This window comes from Xylanibacter ruminicola 23 (genome assembly GCF_000025925.1).
GTDB lineage: Bacteria > Bacteroidota > Bacteroidia > Bacteroidales > Bacteroidaceae > Prevotella > Prevotella ruminicola.
The window spans coordinates 3,195,028-3,216,836 of the sequence record NC_014033.1; the positions used below are offsets into that span (position 1 = coordinate 3,195,028).

Sequence of the window (21,809 nt, forward strand, 5' to 3'; positions counted from 1 at the left end):
TTAAAAAGAAAGTAAACAATTTAAAAGAATTAAGAAAATGTCAAGAACAAATTTTGATCAGTTGCTGCAGGCTGGCTGTCATTTCGGTCACCTGAAGCGTAAGTGGAACCCCGCTATGGCTCCTTATATCTACACAGAGCGTAACGGTATTCACATCATCGACCTGCATAAGACAGTAGCCAAGGTTGACGAGGCTGCTGAGGCCCTGAAGCAGATTGCCAAGAGTGGCAAGAAAATCCTGTTCGTCGCTACTAAAAAACAGACAAAGGAAGTGGTTGCTGAGAAGGCTGCAAGCATCAACATGCCATACGTTATCGAGCGTTGGCCAGGTGGTATGCTCACAAACTTCCCCACAATCCGTAAGGCCGTTAAGAAAATGGCGAACATCGACCGTCTGATGCAGGATGGAACCTACTCAAACCTCTCAAAGCGTGAGCTGCTGCAGATCACACGTCAGCGTGCTAAGCTCGAGAAGAACCTGGGTTCTATCGCCGATCTGACTCGTCTGCCAAGCGCACTCTTCGTAGTTGATGTAATGAAGGAGAACATTGCCGTTCGCGAGGCTAACCGTCTGGGTATCCCCGTATTCGGTATCGTTGATACTAACTCTGATCCTAATAATATCGACTTCGTTATCCCTGCTAACGACGATGCTAAGGACTCTGTAGAGGCTATCCTGAATGCCTGCTGCACCGCTATCGCCGAGGGTATCGAGGAGCGTAAGGTAGAGAAGGCCGACGAGAAGGCTGCTGATGCTCAGGCTGAGGGCGAGGAGCCTAAGGCTAAGCGTGCTCCACGCAAGGCTCGCAAGGATGCTGAGCCAAAGGCTGAGGCTGCTGCTGAGTAATACAATTAAAGATTAAACATTTAAAGATTAAAGATTAAAATGGCTATTTCAATTGATGATATCAAGAAGCTTCGCGCAATGACTGGCGCTGGTCTGGCTGACGTAAAGAAGGCTCTGACCGAGGCTGAGGGCGACTTCGACAAGGCTAAGGAGCTCCTGCGTGAGCGTGGCCTCGCTATTGCTGCTAAGCGTAGCGACCGTGAGACATCTAATGGTTGTGTACTCGTTAAGAGCGTTGATGGCTTCGCTGCTATGATCGCCCTGAAGTGTGAGACCGACTTCGTTGCTAACGGTGCCGATTTCATTGCTCTTACTCAGAGCATCCTCGACGCTGCTATTGCTGCTAAGGCTAAGGATATTGAGGCTGTTAAGGAGCTTACTCTGGCCGACGGTCAGAAGGTTCAGGACGCAGTTACTCAGCGCTCTGGTATCACCGGTGAGAAGATGGAGCTGGATGGCTACCTGACTCTCGAGGGTGAGAACATTGAGATCTACAACCACATGGCAAAGAACACTCTCTGCACCATGGTTCAGACCAACAAGCCCGCTGCCGAGCAGGGTCACCTGGTAGCTATGCAGGTTGCTGCTATGAAGCCAGTAGCTCTCGACGCTCAGAGCATCGATCCAAAGATTCTCGACGAGGAGTACAAGACTGCTGTTGAGAAGTCAAAGCTCGAGCAGGTTCAGAAGTTCGTTGATATGAAGCTCAAGAAGGCTGGTTTGAACCCCAACCTGGTTGATTCTGAGGATCACATCGAGAGCAACATGTCTAAGGGCTGGCTTACACAGGAGCAGGCCGACGAGGCTCGCAAGATCATTGCTGATGCAAAGGTTGAGGGCGAGGCTAACCTGAAGATGCCAATGATTGAGGGTATCGCTAAGGGTCGTGTTGAGAAGTTCAAGAAGGAGAACTGCCTGGTTGACCAGGAGTTCCAGTTCGGCGACGGCGACAAGGCTACTGTTGCTCAGTGGCTCGCTAAGCAGGACAAGGATCTGAAGATCGTTGCCTTCCAGCGCTTCACACTCGTTGCTGACTAATTCATTTAGCAATATAGACAGGATCGGCATTGCGAAAGCAGTGCCGATTTTTTATGAGACTATGAGAAAAGTAATAGGAATAGGAGAAACTATACTGGACATCATCTTCCGCGACGATCAGCCTATTGGTGCTGTGCCTGGCGGTTCGATGTTCAACGGACTGATATCGCTTGGTCGTAGCGGCGTAGATGCGGCTTTTATCAGCGAAACGGGCAACGACCGTGTGGGGCGTCGCATCATCAGTTTCCTGGAGGATAATCATGTTGATGCCTCGAACATCAGCGTGTATCCCGAGGCCAAATCGCCCGTATCTCTGGCATTTCTGAACGAGAACAACGATGCCGAGTATATCTTTTATAAGGATCATCCCCACGACCGCCTGGAGTTTATCACGCCCGATATCCAGCCTAACGATGTGGTGATGTTTGGCTCGTTCTATGCCATCAACCCTGTTATCCGTCCACAGATGCTGGCATTCCTGCAGTATGCACACGAGCAGGGCGCCATTCTTTACTACGATGTAAACTATCGTGCGTCGCATCTCAAGGATCTGGTGAAGGTTACGGCTAATATCCTTGAGAACTTTGAGTTGGCCGATATCATCAAAGGCAGCTCGGAGGATTTTGAGAATATGTATAACAAGACGGGGGCCGATAGCGTGTACCGTTCGCAGATAGATTTCTACTGCAAGAACTTTATCTATACGCAGGGTGCCCAGCCTATCGAGTTCCGTGCGCAGGGTGGTTTGGCCAGGCAGTATCCTGTAGCAGCCATACAAACGGTTAGTACCATTGGCGCAGGCGATAACTTTAATGCCGGCTTTGTGTACGGACTGCTGAAGTATGGCGTTACACGTGATATGCTGCACGAGGGCGTTGATGCGGCCATCTGGGATAAGGTGATAGCCGAGGCCCAGCAGTTTGCTGCCAATGTGTGCGGTAGCATTAATAACAGCGTTGATACCGCCTTTGGCGATGCCAAGAAAGCCGAATACCAAGCCGCTCTTGCTGCTATGGAATAAAATTAAAGCCTCGCAAATACTGCGAGGCTTTTTCTTTCTCTTTACTTCTTTTTCTTTCGTGGTTTGCGCATGGCCCAGCCCTCTTCGCTAAAGTCGGGCTCCTTGCCTTTCAGTTCGCGTGGTGCCTTGCCCATCAGCTCGCGCCAGTTATCTTTCTTCTGGCGCTTGGGCTTGGCTGAACGCTCGCCGCCCTTGCCCTGTCGCTCGCCGCCCTTGCTGGCGTCGTCGGCGTCGTTGCAACGCACCGTCTGACCCTTGTAGCGGATACCTGTCAGCTGCAGCATTACCTTCTTGGCATCCTTTTCGGGCACCTCAAAGTACGAAATGCTATCCAGCAGGTCGATATGGCCCACCTCCTGGCGTCCGCCCACAAATCGGTTCAGCGTCTGCATCAGCTCGCCTGGGTAGAAACCGTTGCGCTTACCAAGGTTGATAAACAGTCGGCGGTAACCCTTCTGCGGCTTGTTCTGCAACTTCTGCTTGTCGCTCTGCTGGCGTCGGTCCTTCTTTTCAGGCACCACAGGCTCAATCTCTGGTGCGTCGGCATAGTAGGCCAGGAACTTGCCAAACTCAAGCGATACAATCTTCTTAATCAGCTCGTCCTTGTCGATATACTCAAAGTAGCGGTTGATATCCTGCATGAATGGGGCAATCTCCTCATCGTCAACGTCGGTCTTAACAATCTGGTCCATCACCTTATAGAGCTGCTTTTTGCAGATCTCTTCGGCCGATGGAATCTCGGCCTTTACAAACTCTTTGCCGATAATCTTCTCGATGTTACGGATCTTGAACTTTTCGCGACTGTGTACAATCGAGATAGATGTACCTTTCTTGCCCGCACGGCCTGTACGACCTGAGCGATGGGTGTAGCTCTCGATGTCATCAGGCAGTCCGAAGTTAATCACGTGCGTCAAGTCGTCAACGTCCAGTCCGCGTGCAGCCACATCGGTAGCTACCAGCAGCTGTGTCAGGTGGTTGCGGAACTTCTGCATCGTCTGGTCGCGCTGCTGTTGGTTCAGGTCGCCATGCAGCGATTCGGCATTGTAGCCGTCTTTAATCAGCTTGTCGGCCACCTCTTGTGTCTCTACCTTGGTGCGACAGAAGATAATAGCAAAGATGCGTGGATAGAAGTCTACGATTCGTTTCAGCGCCAGGTATTTATCCTTGGCGTTCACCATATAATAGATGTGGTTAACGCTCTCGGCGCCCTCGTTGCGGCTGCCTACAACTATCTCTTTGTAGTCGTGCAGATACTTCTTAGCTACACGCTCCACCTCTTTGCTCATAGTGGCCGAGAACATCAGCGTGTGATGATCGGCCGAGAGCGACTCGAATATCTCGTTGATACTGTCTGAGAAGCCCATATTCAGCATCTCATCAGCCTCGTCGAGCACAATGTTAGTTACCTGCTCCAGGCGGGCAATGCCGCGATGCATCAGGTCAACCAGTCGGCCTGGTGTGGCCACGATAATCTCCACACCCTTTTTCAGAGCACGCATCTGCGGCTCGATGGCAGCGCCACCATACACGGCCTCTACATGCACGCCATCCATATATTTGGCAAAGTCGCGCAGGTCGTCGGCTATCTGCAGGCACAGCTCACGTGTTGGCGAGAGCACCAGTGCCTGTGTGTAGCGCTGCGTTGTGTCGATGCGCTCAAGCAATGGAATGCCGAACGCTGCTGTTTTTCCGGTACCAGTCTGGGCCAGGGCTATCACATCATTTTCGTTGCCCAGCAGGTATGGTATTACCGCCTCTTGTACAGGCATCGGATGTACAAACCCTAACTCTTCGATGGCTTTGCGAATCTGCTCGCAAACGCCTAATTCTTCAAATGTCTTCATTAAATAAATTTATCTTACTACTTCTGTAAATTCTGGCTTGCCGCCCTTTTCTACGGTTACGTAGATGGTAGCGGTGGCCTCTTTGCCGTTCATGCCGCGACTTTTTACCTTAAACTCATAGTCGGTGCCATCGGGCGTTTCGCGCTTACCTACTGTCTGAGGTGTGCCGAGAGGGAACTGATAGCTCGAGCAGGCGGCGTCAAACAGCGCCTTCTCGGCATCGGTTACGGGCTTCTGTGCTGTATAGGCTGGCAGGGCTTTTACTGCGCCCTTCTTGTAGCCGTTCTCTGTCAGGAAACGGTTCAGCTCTTTGGCTGCTTTAGCCACGCGGGCTGTACGTACGCCATAGCCCTGGGCAATCTTGGCCTTGGGCAGTGCCTTCTTCAGGTCGGCCGATGATGTGTTCAGTCCGCCGCTGCCAAAGGTGCAGAAGGGCACAATCGTCTTACCTGGAAAATCCTGCCCGTTCAGCAGTGTTACAATCGGGTTGGCATAGGTGCCATACCAGATGGGGTATCCTAAAAAGATGACATCGTACTTGCTCAAGTCGCTCTTGAGGGGCTTGATGGCGGGCCACTCACCGTTTTGGCGCTCTTTGTTGCCACGCTGTACGGTAGCCTGAAAATCGCCTGTATAAGGCTCAACAGCCTCTACGGCTTCGATGTCAGCACCCAGTTGTTTCTGGATTTCCTCGGCTACGGTCTTGGTTGTACCATTCTCTGAGTAGTAAAGCACCAGCTTCTGCTGTGCATAACTCGTTGCAATGCCTGTAATCATTGCCAATGATAAAAATAGTTTTCGCATAATAATTTTGTATAATTGTCTATAATCGTTTGCAAAGATACAAAATAATTTGTAATTTTGCAAGCATTATGAAAATATGTGTGTTTTGTTCTGCCAACGAGCAGATTGATGCCGAGTTTTTTACGCTTACGGCCGAGCTTGGCAAGTGGGCGGCTGAGAGTGGTCATAGCATCGTGTATGGCGGTGTTAACCAGGGCCTGATGGAGTGTGTGGCCAAGGCTGCCAAAACGGCTGGCGGCCGTACCATCGGTGTGGTGCCTACCAAGGTAGAAGAAACGGGACGCACCAGCGATTACGTAGAGATAGAGATACCTTGCGATAACCTGACCGACCGCAAGCAGCTGATGATGGACCAGAGCGACGTGTTTATCGCCCTGCCTGGCGGCATCGGCACGCTCGATGAGGTGTTTACTGTTGCCGCATCGGCCACCATCGGCTATCACCACAAGCCTGTTATCCTTTATAACATGAAAGGCTTCTGGGATCAGTTGATAGCCCTGATGGACGATCTGCAGGCCCGCGGCATGATTCGCGGCGATTGGCACCAGTACATCAAAGTGGCCAACAGCTTAGACGACATCAAAACTCTTTGCAGTTGCTAAGCAACTCAAAAAGCCCCCAAGAGTTTTTGGGACTCTTGAGGGCTTCTTAAGGTTTACAGGCTGCCCACACAACTGGTGGCGCCCAGGGCCGTTACAATCGCAGTGGCGATGCTGGCAATCATCTGTAGGATGAACTTCATGGTTTCTTTCTTACTCATAATGGTTAATGTTTAATGTTTAATGTTTAATGTTTAATCTTTAATGTTTAATGTTTAATCTTTAATGTTTCATGTTAAGCGGGGGGCCTAAGCCCCAGCCGCTAATCGCCGATGGGTTCTTTACTGCCGCCGCCGGTGTTGCCACCCTGATTGCCGCTACCCGAACCTCCACCGTTCGAGGGCTGATTGCCGCTTGGATTGGTGGGCTCATCATCTTCATCTTTGTAGTCGGTGAAGTTCTTAGGCAACTCGGTTACGTTACCAGCCTTGGTAAGCTCCTGTCGGGTAAACTCGCCAGTGGCACGGGCGCGCAGGTACACGCTGTCGATGTGCTTGGTGGTCGAGAAATCCTCGCTCTTCAGGGCACCGCCCTTGGCAGTCTCGATACCTGCCGAGAAGATAGCCAGGTTAGGCAGCTTAACGGCCTTGCCCTCCAGCACCAACTCGCGGATACATTCTACCATGTCGGTCAGCATACCCTTGATGGCTCCCTTAGAGTAGGGCGTGTTGTGGCTCGACATGTGCTTGGCCAGCTCGTCCAGATCGATGGTTTTGCCGATGGTAACGGCGCGTGCAAACCAACGTCCGTAAACGGCACTCTGCTTGTTCTTGTTCTGATACTTACGATAAAATACACTCATAATGGTTAAAATTTAAATGGTTAATACTAATGTTGTTTTGACGATGCAAAGGTACAACATTTTTGGTGCGAAACCAAATCCACAGGCCCTTGCACTGCAAAAATTTGTTAACGCTACGTTTACGCCTCGCAAACATAATATTTGCCCCTCGCAAACGCACCGTTTACAAATCGCAACAGCCCCGCATACTTTGTGACTGTGATTCTGTGACAATAAGCCCCTCTCGCAAATCGCAGCCACAACCCATCCGTATAGTTTAAAAATAATATAATAAATTATTATATTATTTTTAAGTACCCATCGGCACCATTATCGTACCACCTTAATGTCACAAAGTCAAAAGTCACAGAGTACAGAATGAATCATTAAAAAGCCATAAATTTCGGTCAGAATGATTGCAGAATAAGATAGAATGTTTAAATTTGCAGTCTTAAAAAATTAGAATGAGCAACTATGGCACAGATAGAAACAGCCAGTGTGGAACTGGCGTGGGTTGAGAAAAATTTCTTTAAAGGGGCAGGTTTGGATAAGGCCAGCCGTTTGAAGGGTGATGAGCGCAGGGCTTATAGGCTTGCGCAAGTTGAGCGATTACTGGCAACGCCATGCGGATATACTACAGCAGCAATATGGTTGTCGGATAGGTTCTGGACGGCCGAAGAAGGCAGGAAGATATATGAAAAAGACCCTAATCCGCTGTTGCTGCTGAAGGAACAGCAAACACTAGAGGATGACGAAATGGCGCGCTTGCGACTGATACTGGAGGTGGCCGGCTTGTGCCACGACCTGAGTTTGCACTATACGTTCAACCTGGATGACGCTTTCGGTGTTGAGAACAATTTCTGGGCGTCGAACAAGCAGTTAGTAGAGTGGCTTACAACAACCGAATATGAAAACATAGCAATGCACACGGCATATATTATGAAGAAGTATGCTACTGGTGTGTATGCATGTGGTCGCTACCAACCTGCGCAAGATGCGCTGGCCGAACTTTTTTCGGTAGAGTATGGCAAACTTATACGCGAACCTGAAAGAACAGAAATGCCCTCGCGTGCTTATGTTAAGATTGTTCTTGACGAGTTGATACGTATAGATGAGCATTGGAAGCAGGGGCGTAAGAAGAGGTTGAGACCAGATTTGATACTTCTTCACGACGAAATATATGGCGTGGTGCCCAACCAGTTTGACAATGATGTACTGAAGGCCGCAAAGGCGCTCTACAATTATATGGACAACGATGTGTACGGGCGAATGGTAGGTAACAATCCTTTTGGGCCTGAGGCGCTGAAGCTCTTTGCTAAAAAGGTTCGTGAGGTTCGTGCTGAGTATTTGGCTGAAGGTTGGGTTGCCGACGATTCGTTGGAGTTTGCCTATTTGATGGCTCATGCCGAGAGTTGTGCTAATGGTTGGTGGCGAGAGGAGGACGAAGCCTTATGATGAGTAGTAATCGTAGCGACTATAAGTCGGCTTCGGAATGGCTATCTACACTTATACACGATGAGGCGTGGCTCACTCAACAACAGCAGCTACAATCCTCAACTGCTGCCGATGCAAACGTACATCGCGACGCAGCCATCAGGCGTATTGGTATAGGTGAGACTTATGAGTTCTGGGAAATCCACGGCCATCAGGTGGAGAAGGCGGTTAGCGAGGTTTGGGAGATAGCAGAGTTGTCGCTCCCAAAACTAAAGATTCAAACCATCGGCATGCTTTCGATGGCATGGCTTGAGCAGCATACAGATGCACAATTAGACACAAAGCAGCAACAAGAAGTGGTTGAGAAACTGGCGCCCATATTTTTTGGACAGACAGAAGCAGCAAGAGAGTTTCTGGTGAGCATCAAAGGCATGAAGCCCACGCAGATTACCAACATGGTAAACCAGTTGGTATGCGATAAAAAAATATCGGAACTATCCATGCATCGCGACTTGTGGCAGGTGTTGCACGACTATAAAATCTATACCAAATCGGAATCTAACTGGAATATGCAGGTAAAATAATTACTGCCCTAAAAAGTATTTAAACTAAGGAATCGGCGCTTGTCGGTTCCTTTTTTTGTATCTATACTTGTACAAAAACTTGTGTACGACTTGTATAAACTTGTAATTACTTGTAAATCAATAGTTTACGAGTGGATAATCTTTTTTATTAGCTAAAATCGTCTTACCTTTGCATCGTCAAAAAACAAAAGTATTCACTAAAGGTCGCTTTAAGGAGGCGACGTTAAATAAAAAAATAATTATGAGTCGTACACGTAATCACATCGTAATCGCACGAGGTATTATGGCTGAGAATTCACGTCGACAGATGTCGTTGATAAACAGGTGCCAGATGCCTTACTCATCGAAGAAGGATTATCGCTTCGTGAACCACAAGTTCTAAACCAACGGAAAGGATAGTCGAAAACCAACAATTAACATTATTACTAATTTGAGCGAAGTGAGCTGAAGAAATCTCATGAGTTAAAGCTGGCCAGCGTTTCGCAAGGCTTCTTCACTCGCTAAATCGTTCAAAACATGCGAAAAGAATTTCTTACAAAGCACTTGTTGCAGCAGAACGTCCAGATGGACGGCAACGTTAACTTTATGGTGAATGGCGACATTAATATCCAGCCCTGCCCTTGGGAGCAGGATGTGGATCTGACCGATGGGCGCCCCGTTCACTACCTGGCTAACCTTGAGGTGATGGCCGATGGTCAGACTCGAGTAAAGGCCAAGCGCACCGGCAGTCGCGGCCCGTTGTATCAAACACTGTTTGAGACTGCTCACGGCACTGTAAAGATAGTGCCCCAGCGCAAGCAGCGCCACCCTGAGCGCGAACAGCTGATAGTAGAGTTTAAGTTTCCTCGCCGCTATGGACTGGCGCTAACCAAGGCGCTCTATGAGGAGGAAGCAGATCAGGTATTGTCGTACTTTAAAACACGAAAGGAGGAATGTTTATGGAATCAGCATTAATCAGCACCATTAAATTTACATGTATTGGCAAGGGGCACGGCGCTCCTTGCACCCCCGCCAGCCGAGAGGAGTGGGAACAGCTACGCCGAGAGCCCTGGTTGGCACAGATGTGCGAGCGCATAGCCAAGGGCGACGATGAACTGAAGCACCGATTGCCTGTGTGGACACCCCATTGCGCGGAGTTTGCCAACAATCACCGATCGATAGCCGATGCCATCAAGCCGCTTAACCGACTGATGCTGGACTTTGATGAGAAGGGACACACCGACGACATTCTGTCGAAATTGAAAATTGAAAATGGAAAATTGAAAAATGGCTGCGCTGAGCCTGACTTGCACGGAATGGTGGTGCTGCTGGTTGAAGAATCGGTGCGCCATGGTACGCATGTGCTGGTAGAGTTGCCCGATGGGATGACTGCCGAACAGGCGCAGGAACTGATGCAAGAGGCTACGGGATTTGTACCCGATGCTGCCGTAAAGGATGTGTCGCGTTGTATCTACATGGTGCCCGATGACCATACCCGCTACGTAAGCGAGCGGCTGTTTAATATAGGCACGGATGACACGGCTTCTAAAGAAAACACGGCTGACTGTGCTGTTGAAAAAAGCAGCGTCTCTCTAAAAGAGAGCTGTGTTAATCCGTGCCAAAAAGAATTTAAAGGCATACCCTACAGCTCTATCATAGCCGAGTGGTGGCACCGCAACGGGGGCGAGCCTGCCGAGGGCGAACGTAACGTAAAACTACACAAGTTGGCAGTAAATCTGCGCGCCATCTGCGATAATAAGAAAGAGGTGCTGATGCAGGTGATGCCCCGATTCGGACTGACCGATGCCGAACTTAAATCGGTAGTCGATTCGGCTTGCAAGGAAGAACCCAAAGGCGTTTCGAAGACGCTGTCTTCTATCATTGACAATTTATCATTAACCATTAACCATTCTGATGAGGAGGAGTTAGATGGTGCGGAAAATGGTCAATCTTCAATGTTCAATGTTCAATGGAACAAACTGCCCATCGGACTGAAAGAGTCGTTGGTTGGTGTGCCCGTATCCATGCATATGCCTGTGCTGTGCGGCGTGCTGCCCATTGCGGCGGCCTATGCCGACCAGGTAACGGTGGAATATTGCGATGGCAACACCCAGCGCTTAGGTCTGATGTCGATAATCCGTGGCGAGCAGGCCAGCAACAAATCGGTAGTAAAGAATGCTGTTGACATCTGGAAACGACAGCTTGACGAGGAAGATGCCCTGGCCCGCAAGCGCGAAGAGGAGTGGAAGGAGCGCAAAAAGGGGCGCAAAGCCAGCGAGAAGGCACCCGAAGATCCGCATGTATTGATTCGCGTAGTGCCCGTAACCGTTAGCTGCTCAACGTTGCTTAAGCGTTTCAAGAACGCTCAGAACCACACCCTGTACAGCTTTGGTGAGGAACTCGACACGCTGCGTAAAACCAACGGAGCCGGTTCGTGGTCGAGCAAATACGATATTTATCGCTTGGGTTTCGACTATGGCGAATGGGGACAGGATTACAATAGCGATGCAGCCGAGAGTGGTGTGGTAAACGTGGCATATAACTGGACTATGCTGGGAACAAACGGCGCCCTGCGCAAGTGCTTTAAGGCCGATAACATAGAGAACGGACTCTCGAGCCGTGTGTTGGTGGCCGAAATGCCTGATGCCAGCTTTGCCAAGATGCCTAAGTTCCGCAAGCGATCGGACGAGGATGTGGCCAGGATACAAGAGGCCGTGAGCCGTTTGCGTGGCTACTCAGGATTGGTTGACACACCCCGCCTGCGCAAAGCCATCGAGGGCTGGGTAGAGCAGAAACGCATAGAGGCAGCCAAGGATATCGACCACGTAAAGGATACCTATCGTAAGCGTGCTGCCGTTATCGGCTTCCGCTGTGGCGTGGTGTTCCACCTGCTGAGCGGTTGCAACAAGGAGAGTAAGGCCTGTACCGATTTTGCGCTGATGATGGCCGAATACTGCCTGCAGCAGCAGATAAAGGCCTTTGGCGAGGCACTCGAAAGTCAGTTCCTGGATGCCCGCGACGAGTGTGTGCGTTATGGCTCTAACCACTCTATCTTCGATCAGCTGGCACCTACGTTTACCATGGACGATTTGCGTGCGCTGAAGCGAGGATTCTGCGGCGAGGCCGGGCTGCGAAAAATCATTTCGCGCTGGTATCGCGACCAGTGGATTGAGAAAACCGACCGCACGCACTGGAAGAAACTAAACACTACTGTGTGACGTGTGATTATGTGACATTTAGTACATTAAACATTAAAGATTAAACATTAAAGATTAAACATTTTATGGAGATTATATTAACACGCATAGCTAAGCGCCAGCAGTACACGATAGGTAGGCTGGCCATTGTAGAACGTACCGACGATGAGTATCTGGCTGGTGAGCGCGAGGTGTATTTTTGCGATACCCTCGAACCGCCTGTCATCCAGACTAAAACTACCGTATCGCTGGCTTCGGTGCTGCGTTCGCCCGTAAAACTTAAATCTATCAAGCCCGTGGCCATCCCCGAAGGCCGCTACGCAGTAGTTATTACCTACTCCCCAAAGTTCAACAAGTGGTTACCGCTGCTGTTGGGTGGTCAGGACTTTAACCGCCTGTGGCAGGGCATACGCATACACTTTGGCAACACCGTTGCCGATACGCAGGGTTGCATACTGCTGGGGCGCAACCAGCGCGTGGGCAGGTTGTTTGAGAGTCGTAAGTGGGTGTACGAGCTAAAGCAGAAAATCATCGAAGCCAAGGCCCGAAAAGAAGCAGTGTGGATTACCATCAGGTAGTCCACACTGGCTTTTATCGTCGTAAGTGCTAATGTTTACTTGGCACCAATCTCTTTAATCAAGCGGTCGGCTTTGCCCCAGCTTTCCATCATGTACAGCACGTAGCGGATATCTACGCCGATGCAGCGGGCCAGCTGCTTGTCGAAGAAGATATCCGAAGAAAGGCTGTCCCAGTTGCCGTCAAAGGCCAGTCCGATGAGCTCGCCCTTGCCGTTGAACATAGGCGAACCTGAGTTACCACCGGTGATGTCGTTGTTCGACAGGAAGCACAGGTGCATCTTACCTGTGGTTTTATCGGTATATTTACCAAAGTCCTTCTTAGAGAGCAGCTCCTTCATGATAGGCTCGGCCTCGTAGTCGATAACGCCCTGCTCGCCACGGTTCATCTTCTCAACAATGCTCTCGGCTGTGGTGTAGTAGCCCGAGGGCTGACCGGCCAGCAGGTACTCGCCTACCTGACCGTACGAGAGGCGCATGGTGAAGTTGGCGTCTGAGTAGTTAGGCATATCCTCCTCCATGCGCAGCTTGGCAGCACACAGGTAGCGCTCCTGCACGGCGATAGAATCGTAAACCTCGGTAGCCTCGGCTATAATGTCGCTTATGGTGTTGTTAAGGCTCTCGCCAAAGGCCACACCAGGATCCTTACGGAAGCTCTTCTTGTTGATATAGATTTTCTTGCCGTGCTTCATCAATTGCGACTTCTTGAACAGATAGTCGATATACTTCTGATAGTTGCCGCCAAAGTCGCGATCAACTACCTGATAGAAGTCGGGCAGGTATTTCTCCTCAACCTGAGTGCGATAGAATGCCATGGCTGCAGCCTGAATCTCCTTGTCGGTAGCCTCGTCCCACTCGTTGCTGTTGTCTTCGAACTCTATGTACTGGCTCTTGGGCTTATTCTCATCGCCCTTAACGGTAGAGCCGTTCTGGGCACGATAAGCACGGCGTGTAAGCTCGTCGGCGCTACGGCCGCCAAAGGTCTCGCTAAAGTAGGTGAGTGCCTTAATGGCCTTGAACTGCTTAGCGTACAGGCGCTCCAGAAGGTCGAAGTCGAGTTTGCCCTTCAGGAATCCCGTAGAATCCTGCCAGCAGCGTATCTTCTGTTCGAACTCGGCCTTCTGCTTAATCAATCCGATAGAGTCGATACACTTGTTCATACCGATAGAGTTCTTCCAGTAGTTTGAGCTCTGGGCGTATTTAGAATCGTACTTGATACGTACAGCCTCGTCGGCGCGCATGTGGCGAATCATAATGTTCTGCTTAACCTCGCGGGTTTTATAGCGTGGCTCATTTTCGGCATCGCGACGCTCGCGGATACCATAGCTCGACAGATAGCGGTTGGTAGAGCCGGGATAGCCGATGGTCATAGAGAACGAACCTGGCACGTAGCCCTGCAGCGATACGGGTGCCCACTTCTTTGGGTGGTAAGGCACGTTATCCTTTGAGTACTTGGCGGGACCGCCGGTTTTTGGATCAACATAGATGCGGAAAACCGAGAAGTCGCACGTCTGACGGGGCCACATCCAGTTATCGGTCTCGCCACCAAACTTACCCATCGATTTGGGCAGGGCGAACACCAGGCGCACATCCTCATAGTCGCGATAGGTAGTAAGGAAGTAGCGGTTGCCCTCGTAGAAAGGCTTCAGCTCTACACGCAGGGTTGAATCCTGCTGGCGGATGGCCTTGCTCATAGCGTTTTCAACAGAATCAACAAACTGGGCGCGCTTGCTCTGTGGCAGGTTGTTAAGTCCTAATGAGTCGAGATAGGCTGTGACATCCTTCTGCTCAATCATAAAGCTAACAAACAGGCGCTCGTTGGGCAGCTCCTCTTCGTAAGAGTTTGCCACAAAGCCGTTCAGCATGTAATCGTGCTCAACGGTAGAGTGCGAGCGGATGGCCTCGAAACCGCAGTGGTGATTGGTAAACACCAGACCATCGGGCGAAACGACTACACCCGAGCAGAATCCACCAAAGTTAACCACGCAGTTTTTAACGGCATCTTCGCCGTAGTACAGCGCGTTGTAAGGCAACTCATAGTTCTCCTGCTTCATGGTTTCATACACGGCATTGGGCAGGTTGTAAAGTGTCCACATGCCTTCGTCGGCCTTAGCGCTTGTAAGGCTGCATGCAGCAAGTAAAGTAAAAAGTAACTTTTTCATATATTTATTTTGTTTTCTTGAATTTCTTTCCGATAATTGGCAGGCTTGAAAGTGGCATGTCGGTTTTGATGATGCGATAGATAAAGCCTAAAATCATCAGGCTGTTCCAGATGAGTGATGCCCAGGCAGGCAGTCGCTGCTCGCCCCATTTCATCAGAGCAAAGAAGGCACCTGCGGCGATAAAGTAAATAACGATATCCTTCATAGGATAGGGGATGGGGTTCTGCTTCTGACCAACGATATAGCTCAGCACCATAGCTGTGCCATAACCTGCCAGTCCGCCCCAAGCGCAGGCCCAGTAGCCTATCTGGGGGATGAAGATAACGTTAACGCCAAACAGCACAGCGCAACCTGCCAGCGAGAACCAGGCGCCATAGATGGTCTTGTCGATAAGCTTGTACCAGAACGACAGGTTGAAGTAGATGCCCATAAATATCTCGGCCATCATCACTATCGGCACAATGCCCAGTCCCTCGCGGAACTTATCGCCTACCAGGTACTTGAAGATATCGATATAACCCATGACACATAGGAATGCCAGCAGCGTGAATATCACGAAGAACTTCATCGACTTGGCATACAGCTCCTTGCTGTTCTTTTCCTTGGCCGAACCGAATACGATGGGCTCGTAGGCAAAACGGAAGGCCTGGGTAATCAGGGCCATTATCATTGCAATTTTGATGCAGGCGCCATAGATACCTAACTGATGGCGACCCTCCTCAGAGTCGAGGATACGTGGCAGCAGTATCTGTCCGGCCACCTGGTTCAGTATGCCTGCAATACCCAGCACCAGCAAGGGCCACGAGTAGCTAAGCATCTGTTTGCACTTCTGGCTATCGAACTGCCATTTAAAGCCCACCAGCTCGCTGATGAGGCAGAACGATATAATAGTGGTACACAGCAGGTTGATGGCAAAGGCATAACCGATGTGTATCTGCCACTCGGGGTTGATTTGCGGCATGAGCCAGTAAGCCACCACGTTAAGCGTAACGCTCATGAAGATAAACAGCAACTTGAGCGATGCAAACTTAATGGGGCGATGCTTGTAGCGCAGATAGGCAAAGGGGATGGCCTGGAAGGCATCCTGAGCCACGGTTACAAACATCATACCTACGTACCACTTGTGGTTGGGATAGTCGAGCACACTGGCGATGGGGTTGATAAACAGCAGTACCAGTGCAGCAAACGTGAGGCACACGCCGCCAACCATCATCAGTGCCGTGCTGTACACACGCATCTTGTCGCCCTCTTCCTTATTCATAAAGCGGAAGAAGGTGGTTTCCATACCAAACGTAAGCAGCACCATCAACAGCGCTGTTTGGGCATAGATATCGTTGTAGATGCCGTAATCGGCACAACTCTTCAGGGTGTAAGTATAAAGCGGCACCATCAGGTAGTTCAAGAATCTACCTACAATGCTCGAAAGGCCGTAGATGGCCGTGTCTTTTACTAATGATTTTAAATTTGCCATAGTTTTTATCCGAAGAACAAGTATGCTATTGCGATGGCAGCGATGATGCCAGCCAAGTCGGCTAATAGTCCGCATGCCACAGCGTGACGTGTTTTTACAATGCCTACGCTACCAAAATAAACAGCGAGGATATAAAAGGTGGTATCGGTAGAGCCCTGGAAAATACAGCTCAGTCGGCCTACAAACGAGTCGGCGCCATAGGTCGTCATGGCATCGACCATCATGCCGCGAGCGCCACTGCCCGAGAGTGGTTTCATCAGCGCAGTGGGCAGCGCACCTACAAAATCGGTATTACCACCGCAGGCCTCTACACCATATTTCACGCCATCAATCAGCATGTCCATCGCACCTGAGGCACGGAACACACCGATGCCCACCAGGATGGCTACCAGGTAGGGGATGATACGTACGGCAGTAGTAAAGCCCTCTTTGGCACCCTCGATAAACGCATCGTACACATTAATCTTCTTGCGAACGCCTGCCAGTATAAAGGCGATGATAATCAGCATCAGCATAATGTTAGCGGCGCTGGTGCTCACTTTGTTCATCAATATCGAGTCCATCTGTCCGAAGCCCCAGATAACTGTGGCTACCACCAGAGCTGCACCGCCAAGGGTAAGCAGCATGGTTTTATTGAGCAGATTGATCTTCTGGAAAAAGCTGGTGATGATGATACCTGACAACGTAGAGAAGAACGTGGCCAGCAGGATGGGTATAAAAATATCTGTGGGCTGTGCAGCACCCATCTGGGCACGATACACCAGGATAGATATTGGTATGAGTGTAAGTCCGCTGGTGTTCAGTACCAGGAACATAATCATCGGATTGCTGGCTGTGTCCTTCTTCTGGTTCAGATCCTGCAACTGCTCCATCGCCTTAAGTCCGAGTGGTGTAGCGGCATTATCCAGTCCTAACATGTTGGCTGCGATATTCATAAATATCGAGCCCGTAACGGGGTGCCCCTTGGGGATATCGGGAAACAGCTTGGTAAAAATCGGACTAAGCAACTTAGCCAGTACGTTTACCACGCCGCCCTTTTCGCCTATCTTCATAATACCCAGCCACAGCGACAATACGCCTGTGAGACCCAGTGAAATTTCGAAGGCAGTTTTTGACGAAGAAAACGTTGAATCCATCATGGCTGGGAATACATCAAAATCTCCCCAGAACACCAGTTTTATCACGGCAATCACGAATGCGATGATAAAGAATCCTATCCAAATCCAATTAAGTACCATAACAGCGTGCAAAGATACAGTATTTTTCCGATATAAACAAGCATTATAGCTAATAAAAGCAAAAGAGAGCACCTGCTCCCGCAGCCGCTCACTTCATTTTTAGTTTGTTTAAGTATTTGATGCAAAGTAATTGGTTAAAAAACCGGTTTACTTTTTTTACCATGCAAAAATACTAAAAATAGTGCACCGCCAATGATTATTGTTGTTAAAATTCATTAAACGGCAGGTTTTTTATTGAAAACAGAAGAGCACCTGCTCCCGCAGATGCCCTCCCCAACATTTATTAAAGTCTTATTTTTATTTTGAAAAATCCAATTATTATGGAATAAGGGTTATCTTATTCAGTTTGAATTTCTGGCCTTGAACCTGCAAGCTTGAACCTGGAGTCCAACCTAAGTTCTTTTCCATAGCCAAAACCTGAGCATCGTCAGAAGTCAGTATATAATCGAAGTATCCCTTACTGATGTCGGTATTTGAGCCGTTTCTATAGCTATTTGCCATTGTCCAGCCTTGCTCATAACCAGTAAAGATTGTGAATTCCCATTCATTTTCATTGCTATTGTAGTTAGTTGCAGTACTTTCTACATAGAAGCGTATGATGCTGCCACCTTTTACACCCTTATTCATAAATGCGTCCAAGGGGAGTGAAATCTTGTTGCTCCATCCAAAGTCTAATGGTCCTGTCCATATTTCAGATTCTGCTGCAGGAACCTCATCAGCTACCTTCTGGCTGTTGTCGTAAGTAAGGGCAAGTGCAGTGGCACCAGTTCCTTGAATGATAAGACCACTTTGCTTAAAGCGGTTTGCCGTGGTGGTGTTTAGTTTAAACTCCACATAACCATTCTTTGCATTGCCGCTAATGAGATTCTTGTTCCAACCTGTGTTGTTAAGTTCAAAATCGCCCCAGGTATTATCTGTTGCCTTTATGGTATAACCGCTCTCGCTTGTGAAATAGATTCTTATGATAGTACCATTTCCAATTCCTGCAGCATTTAACTCGTCAGTAGAAATGGCTACGTAACCATTCCAATTGTCGAATTTGGTGTTGCCAGATACGTCGCTCCACCATACATGCTCGTTGGCTGCGTCGGCCAATGAGTAGCTATATGTAGTAGTTGAACTGCTGCTAAGCTCTTCATAACTTACTGATCCGGTTTTGTCGGTCTTCATGTCGTAAACCACGCCATCCAAGGGATAAAGATTATCCTCAACGCCAGTTGTGCCCCATGGTTCAGCGCCACCGCTTACATAACTTGAAAAGCCAGTGTAAGCATCCTTAATGTCTGTGCGCTCATAAGCCCAGCGGGTGCCTACGGGTACACAAATCTTATGAGGAGCTTCGCCCTTATATGCCGAAAGATCGTAAGCTACCTGCGAAGAGCGTACAATAACTACAAGGTTGTTGATGTTGGCATCGTATTCCGAAGTAAAACTGATTTTGTCTGTATTTCCTGCCAACGCCTCGATATGTGGTGTAGGTATGTCCTGATCAAATCGACAGGTGTTGATTAGTACGTTGTCCCCGGCTGTTGGGGTGAACATCTGGTGGATGTTACTGCTTAATGCATTAAACTTAATCATCAATTCGCCTCCTGCTGCCAGTGGTGTTACTTCGGCATAGTATGAGTGAGAATGATCGTCGGTATATGCCGATTCGTTACCATCGGCATCTCTCAAAACCTTGCACTCGTCGATGATTTTTGCATCAAATACCAAATCGTTGTAGTCGTAATCCTTATTGCTTGATGAGCTACCAAGGTCCTCGCAGAATACCCATTTGTGCACCATTACCGTCTTCTTTTTGTATACTTTGGTAACTTTGTCGGTGCTGATGGTGCTGCCGTTTCCAGGAATAACTTTTACAATCCAGTCGTCGGCGTATTGCAGATCTTTCTGCTCTTTATTTATCTTGCGGTAGCCATTGTCGTATTTCTCACCATACATACACATTCCTACGTACCAGCCCTTGCCTACGCCAGGTACATCAATTTCTGCGCACTTGAAATAGGTGAACTCTTCGCTCGACCAGCTGCAATGATATTTAAAACTCAAAGCCGAGCTGTTTTCCATATAGATGGTTTTCCATTGAGTTCCAGCATCGTTCGCGTTGAAATCTTTCAGATGTGTATAGTTGGTTCCATCGCCCACACTCAGGTAGTCAATTGTACCATTATCCCAATAGTCTGCACGATAGTAGTTGGATGTAGCTCCAGGATGATTGGTCTTGTAGTTCTGGTCGTAGGCTTCATACCATACTAGGTATGGCTTGCTGGCCTCGCCATATACATGCTGAACGTAGAAGTTGCTGATGTTGAGTCCTTCTGTGAATCCTGGGTGGGTCTCAAACCAGTTCTTTACATAAGCGCGTTCTTCGGCAGTTATGTCGGCTGGAGCATTTGCACTGGGATAGTTGGTCATGTCGGGCTTAATACAGGTTCCGCATGAATTATCGCCTACTCCTCGTGTCATAGCTCTGGTTGCAGCTATACTGGCATCGCTGAATCCCCAATCCTGAGTAGGACTGATTTTGCCGTAGAATTTCTCAAAGTTCTCGGCAAATTTGGCTTTTTTAGCTTCCTCCAGGCTTCCGTAATCTTCCATGGTTTCATGGCAACTGGTCATAAATATGTTGCTAACCAGAGCCAATACCCCTGCTATCAAATACTTCTTCATATTGCAGACTTTAATAAATTGTTACGTAACTGTTTCGATTTTCGGTGCAAAGTTACCATTTTTTCTGATTGGTTGTATCAGTATGATAGTTAAAATCTGTAAATATTACAGAAATATGCACTATTAATAGAGATATTTTTGTAATTTTGGCCACAAAAATAGATGATATTATGCGTAAAAGTCTGATTATTACACTTATAGCAGGTGTGGTGGTGATGCTCGGAGTTGTCTCTTGTAGTAAGAATGTGTACGACGAGAATACCCATCGCGAACTGATACATTATTTCTCGGCTGTGGATAGTGTCGACCAGCAGCATATGTGGATGCTTTCGGAGAGCAAGAGCCTGCGATATCAGGTGCCTTCGGGGTCTTACAAGCAGTTACGTATTTATTCTGCCAATCCAATATCAAATAGCAAGGCCGAACTGATGAATCAGATTTACGTTTCGGGTAATCAGTCGGGTGTTCTTACGGTAGATGTGCCTTATCAGGTAACAACCCTTTATGCAGCACTTGTTGATGCCAGCGGCAATCTTACCGTAGCCTCGTTCCCCTCTTCGCAGGGATCGGAAGAAACGATAGATTTTTCGGCTGCTACTACGGGTAAGGCATTGTCGACATTGAAGCCTCAGACTTACACATACCTTTTTGAGGAAAATTATCCCGAACCAGGCGATTACGATTACAACGATGTGGTGATGCGTGTTTCGCAGGAGCGTACCGCTGTTAATCAGATTACTGTGAACGTAACCCTCTCGGCTGTTGGCGCCGAAAAGCAGATAGCAGGCTGTATCCGACTGGTTGGTTATTCGTATGATGATATCGACTCGGTTTATACCACCACGGGTGTAACATTCAATGATGGTATCAACGACCAGACGCTTTACCCATTTGGTAATATCTTCAGCGATAAAACAGTGGCTCATTCATTGTTAATGAAGGGACGTAACCAGGAGGCAGTGCTTAATCTGTTTTGCGATGCCCATTGGGCTATGGCCTTTAACATCAATGCCGACTATGGACTGTTTACGCGAAAGAAATACAATGTAATGGATCCTTATAGCGACTATTACGATACGGATGTCTATCAGTCGCGTTCAGAACGCACACTTAGCTATGTGATTACGTTCAAGGAAGATAATCAGCTTGTTATAAACTCGCTTGATAACTTCTGCCAGGAAACTCTCGATCCGTTTATTATTACCTATTATAATGGTGGTAATTTTGAGACTCATGTTGAGCAATTCAAGGCTGCCAAAGTGTTTGCTGATTATTCTGTAGCATCGTTTAAGGACCTGCCTTGGGCATTAATGGTGCCACAAGGCGATTTTCTCTATCCTCAAGAGGGTAATGAGATTGGTTATAGAAAGAAACTTGAGTCGGGTGTTGTGGCAATGATGGGAGCCTACGCCACTTCGGGGCATAGCTTTGGTGAGTGGGCCGAAGATCATACACGATTCCTTGACTGGTATCTTTATCCCAATACAAGTATGACGTACTAATAGCGTACGAGTTAAGAAAAATGGCGGAGGGGCGTTCACATCACGTGTACACCCCTCCTT

General features: G+C 48.6%; 19 protein-coding genes. 11 read left to right on the top strand and 8 right to left on the bottom strand.

Translation table 11 applies throughout. From position 1 onward, the window contains the following. The first annotated feature begins 37 nt into the window (after positions 1-37). The 3 genes from rpsB to PRU_RS13540 all read left to right on the top strand — a co-directional run bounded on the left by rpsB (position 38) and on the right by PRU_RS13540 (position 2,906). On the top strand, positions 38-847 hold the full coding sequence (rpsB, locus tag PRU_RS13530; RefSeq protein WP_013065523.1) for a 30S ribosomal protein S2: 810 nt from the start codon (positions 38-40) through the stop codon (positions 845-847). A gap of 39 nt (positions 848-886) precedes the next feature. After that, entirely contained in the window at positions 887-1,885 is a 999-nt protein-coding gene (gene tsf / locus PRU_RS13535) for a translation elongation factor Ts (RefSeq protein ID WP_013064482.1), read from the top strand. A gap of 61 nt (positions 1,886-1,946) precedes the next feature. After that, entirely contained in the window at positions 1,947-2,906 is a 960-nt protein-coding gene (locus PRU_RS13540; protein WP_013064330.1) for a carbohydrate kinase family protein, read from the top strand. A 41-nt stretch (positions 2,907-2,947) separates the two neighbouring features. Here the strand turns inward: PRU_RS13540 and PRU_RS13545 are convergent, their stop codons facing one another. Beyond that, positions 2,948-4,750, bottom strand: a complete 1,803-nt coding sequence (locus tag PRU_RS13545; RefSeq protein ID WP_013063880.1) for a DEAD/DEAH box helicase — start codon at positions 4,748-4,750, stop codon at positions 2,948-2,950. Between the two features lie 9 nt (positions 4,751-4,759). Beyond that, entirely contained in the window at positions 4,760-5,554 is a 795-nt protein-coding gene (locus tag PRU_RS13550) for a flavodoxin (RefSeq protein ID WP_143040106.1), read from the bottom strand. A gap of 68 nt (positions 5,555-5,622) precedes the next feature. Here PRU_RS13550 and PRU_RS13555 point away from each other — a divergent pair, with 68 nt between their 5' ends. Further along, positions 5,623-6,156: an LOG family protein gene (locus PRU_RS13555; RefSeq protein WP_013064753.1), complete on the top strand. Its 534-nt coding sequence runs from the start codon at positions 5,623-5,625 to the stop codon at positions 6,154-6,156. 53 nt (positions 6,157-6,209) lie between these two features. Here the strand turns inward: PRU_RS13555 and PRU_RS16175 are convergent, their stop codons facing one another. Together PRU_RS16175 and PRU_RS13560 are read right to left on the bottom strand one after the other, a co-directional pair. Beyond that, positions 6,210-6,314: a smalltalk protein gene (locus PRU_RS16175; protein ID WP_013063288.1), complete on the bottom strand. Its 105-nt coding sequence runs from the start codon at positions 6,312-6,314 to the stop codon at positions 6,210-6,212. A gap of 101 nt (positions 6,315-6,415) precedes the next feature. After that, positions 6,416-6,955 carry an HU family DNA-binding protein gene (locus PRU_RS13560; protein ID WP_013065447.1) on the bottom strand — a complete coding sequence of 180 codons (540 nt, stop codon included), beginning with the start codon at positions 6,953-6,955 and terminating at the stop codon, positions 6,416-6,418. A gap of 453 nt (positions 6,956-7,408) precedes the next feature. Between PRU_RS13560 and PRU_RS13565 the strand changes: the two genes are divergently transcribed. From PRU_RS13565 to PRU_RS13585, 6 genes are all read left to right on the top strand, one after another. Further along, positions 7,409-8,389, top strand: a complete 981-nt coding sequence (locus tag PRU_RS13565; RefSeq protein WP_013064466.1) for a hypothetical protein — start codon at positions 7,409-7,411, stop codon at positions 8,387-8,389. Further along, positions 8,386-8,952: a hypothetical protein gene (locus PRU_RS13570; protein WP_013063854.1), complete on the top strand. Its 567-nt coding sequence runs from the start codon at positions 8,386-8,388 to the stop codon at positions 8,950-8,952. Before PRU_RS13565 ends, PRU_RS13570 begins: the two co-directional genes overlap by 4 nt. A 241-nt stretch (positions 8,953-9,193) precedes the next feature. Beyond that, complete coding sequence (locus PRU_RS16180; protein ID WP_177168167.1) at positions 9,194-9,334, top strand: hypothetical protein; 141 nt, start codon at positions 9,194-9,196, stop codon at positions 9,332-9,334. Between the two features lie 134 nt (positions 9,335-9,468). Then, on the top strand, positions 9,469-9,906 hold the full coding sequence (locus tag PRU_RS13575) for a hypothetical protein (RefSeq protein WP_074683883.1): 438 nt from the start codon (positions 9,469-9,471) through the stop codon (positions 9,904-9,906). After that, positions 9,891-12,149 carry a DUF3987 domain-containing protein gene (locus PRU_RS13580; protein WP_224082992.1) on the top strand — a complete coding sequence of 753 codons (2,259 nt, stop codon included), beginning with the start codon at positions 9,891-9,893 and terminating at the stop codon, positions 12,147-12,149. Before PRU_RS13575 ends, PRU_RS13580 begins: the two co-directional genes overlap by 16 nt. 65 nt (positions 12,150-12,214) lie before the next feature. After that, positions 12,215-12,706, top strand: coding sequence for a DUF5675 family protein (locus tag PRU_RS13585; RefSeq protein WP_041386301.1), 492 nt, complete (start codon positions 12,215-12,217; stop codon positions 12,704-12,706). Positions 12,707-12,741: 35 nt separating this feature from the next. Here the strand turns inward: PRU_RS13585 and PRU_RS13590 are convergent, their stop codons facing one another. The 4 genes from PRU_RS13590 to PRU_RS13605 form a co-directional block, all read right to left on the bottom strand. Next, positions 12,742-14,865 (bottom strand): S46 family peptidase, encoded by a 2,124-nt coding sequence (locus PRU_RS13590; RefSeq protein ID WP_013064883.1) that lies wholly within the window; start codon positions 14,863-14,865, stop codon positions 12,742-12,744. 4 nt (positions 14,866-14,869) lie between these two features. Beyond that, positions 14,870-16,336 (bottom strand): lipopolysaccharide biosynthesis protein, encoded by a 1,467-nt coding sequence (locus tag PRU_RS13595; RefSeq protein ID WP_013063903.1) that lies wholly within the window; start codon positions 16,334-16,336, stop codon positions 14,870-14,872. Between the two features lie 5 nt (positions 16,337-16,341). After that, a complete protein-coding gene (locus PRU_RS13600) occupies positions 16,342-17,574 on the bottom strand; it encodes a nucleoside recognition domain-containing protein (protein WP_013064839.1) in 1,233 nt (410 codons plus the stop codon). 318 nt (positions 17,575-17,892) lie between these two features. Beyond that, complete coding sequence (locus PRU_RS13605; protein ID WP_041386304.1) at positions 17,893-20,247, bottom strand: hypothetical protein; 2,355 nt, start codon at positions 20,245-20,247, stop codon at positions 17,893-17,895. A gap of 170 nt (positions 20,248-20,417) precedes the next feature. Here PRU_RS13605 and PRU_RS13610 point away from each other — a divergent pair, with 170 nt between their 5' ends. After that, a complete protein-coding gene (locus PRU_RS13610) occupies positions 20,418-21,749 on the top strand; it encodes an LruC domain-containing protein (RefSeq protein ID WP_041386306.1) in 1,332 nt (443 codons plus the stop codon). Positions 21,750-21,809 lie beyond the last annotated feature (60 nt).

Bases quoted from the DNA above. Each gene is read 5' to 3' on its own strand.
- tsf (WP_013064482.1), top strand. From the start codon at position 887: ATGGCTATTTCAATTGATGATATCAAGAAGCTTCGCGCAATGACTGGC.
- PRU_RS13610 (WP_041386306.1), top strand. From the start codon at position 20,418: ATGCGTAAAAGTCTGATTATTACACTTATAGCAGGTGTGGTGGTGATG.
- PRU_RS13600 (WP_013064839.1), bottom strand. From the start codon at position 17,574: ATGGTACTTAATTGGATTTGGATAGGATTCTTTATCATCGCATTCGTG.
- PRU_RS13595 (WP_013063903.1), bottom strand. From the start codon at position 16,336: ATGGCAAATTTAAAATCATTAGTAAAAGACACGGCCATCTACGGCCTT.
- PRU_RS13590 (WP_013064883.1), bottom strand. From the start codon at position 14,865: ATGAAAAAGTTACTTTTTACTTTACTTGCTGCATGCAGCCTTACAAGC.
- PRU_RS13560 (WP_013065447.1), bottom strand. From the start codon at position 6,955: ATGAGTGTATTTTATCGTAAGTATCAGAACAAGAACAAGCAGAGTGCC.
- PRU_RS13585 (WP_041386301.1), top strand. From the start codon at position 12,215: ATGGAGATTATATTAACACGCATAGCTAAGCGCCAGCAGTACACGATA.
- PRU_RS13570 (WP_013063854.1), top strand. From the start codon at position 8,386: ATGATGAGTAGTAATCGTAGCGACTATAAGTCGGCTTCGGAATGGCTA.
- PRU_RS13540 (WP_013064330.1), top strand. From the start codon at position 1,947: ATGAGAAAAGTAATAGGAATAGGAGAAACTATACTGGACATCATCTTC.
- PRU_RS13580 (WP_224082992.1), top strand. From the start codon at position 9,891: ATGGAATCAGCATTAATCAGCACCATTAAATTTACATGTATTGGCAAG.
- PRU_RS13555 (WP_013064753.1), top strand. From the start codon at position 5,623: ATGAAAATATGTGTGTTTTGTTCTGCCAACGAGCAGATTGATGCCGAG.
- PRU_RS16180 (WP_177168167.1), top strand. From the start codon at position 9,194: ATGAGTCGTACACGTAATCACATCGTAATCGCACGAGGTATTATGGCT.
- rpsB (WP_013065523.1), top strand. From the start codon at position 38: ATGTCAAGAACAAATTTTGATCAGTTGCTGCAGGCTGGCTGTCATTTC.
- PRU_RS16175 (WP_013063288.1), bottom strand. From the start codon at position 6,314: ATGAGTAAGAAAGAAACCATGAAGTTCATCCTACAGATGATTGCCAGC.
- PRU_RS13565 (WP_013064466.1), top strand. From the start codon at position 7,409: ATGGCACAGATAGAAACAGCCAGTGTGGAACTGGCGTGGGTTGAGAAA.
- PRU_RS13575 (WP_074683883.1), top strand. From the start codon at position 9,469: ATGCGAAAAGAATTTCTTACAAAGCACTTGTTGCAGCAGAACGTCCAG.
- PRU_RS13550 (WP_143040106.1), bottom strand. From the start codon at position 5,554: ATGCGAAAACTATTTTTATCATTGGCAATGATTACAGGCATTGCAACG.
- PRU_RS13605 (WP_041386304.1), bottom strand. From the start codon at position 20,247: ATGAAGAAGTATTTGATAGCAGGGGTATTGGCTCTGGTTAGCAACATA.
- PRU_RS13545 (WP_013063880.1), bottom strand. From the start codon at position 4,750: ATGAAGACATTTGAAGAATTAGGCGTTTGCGAGCAGATTCGCAAAGCC.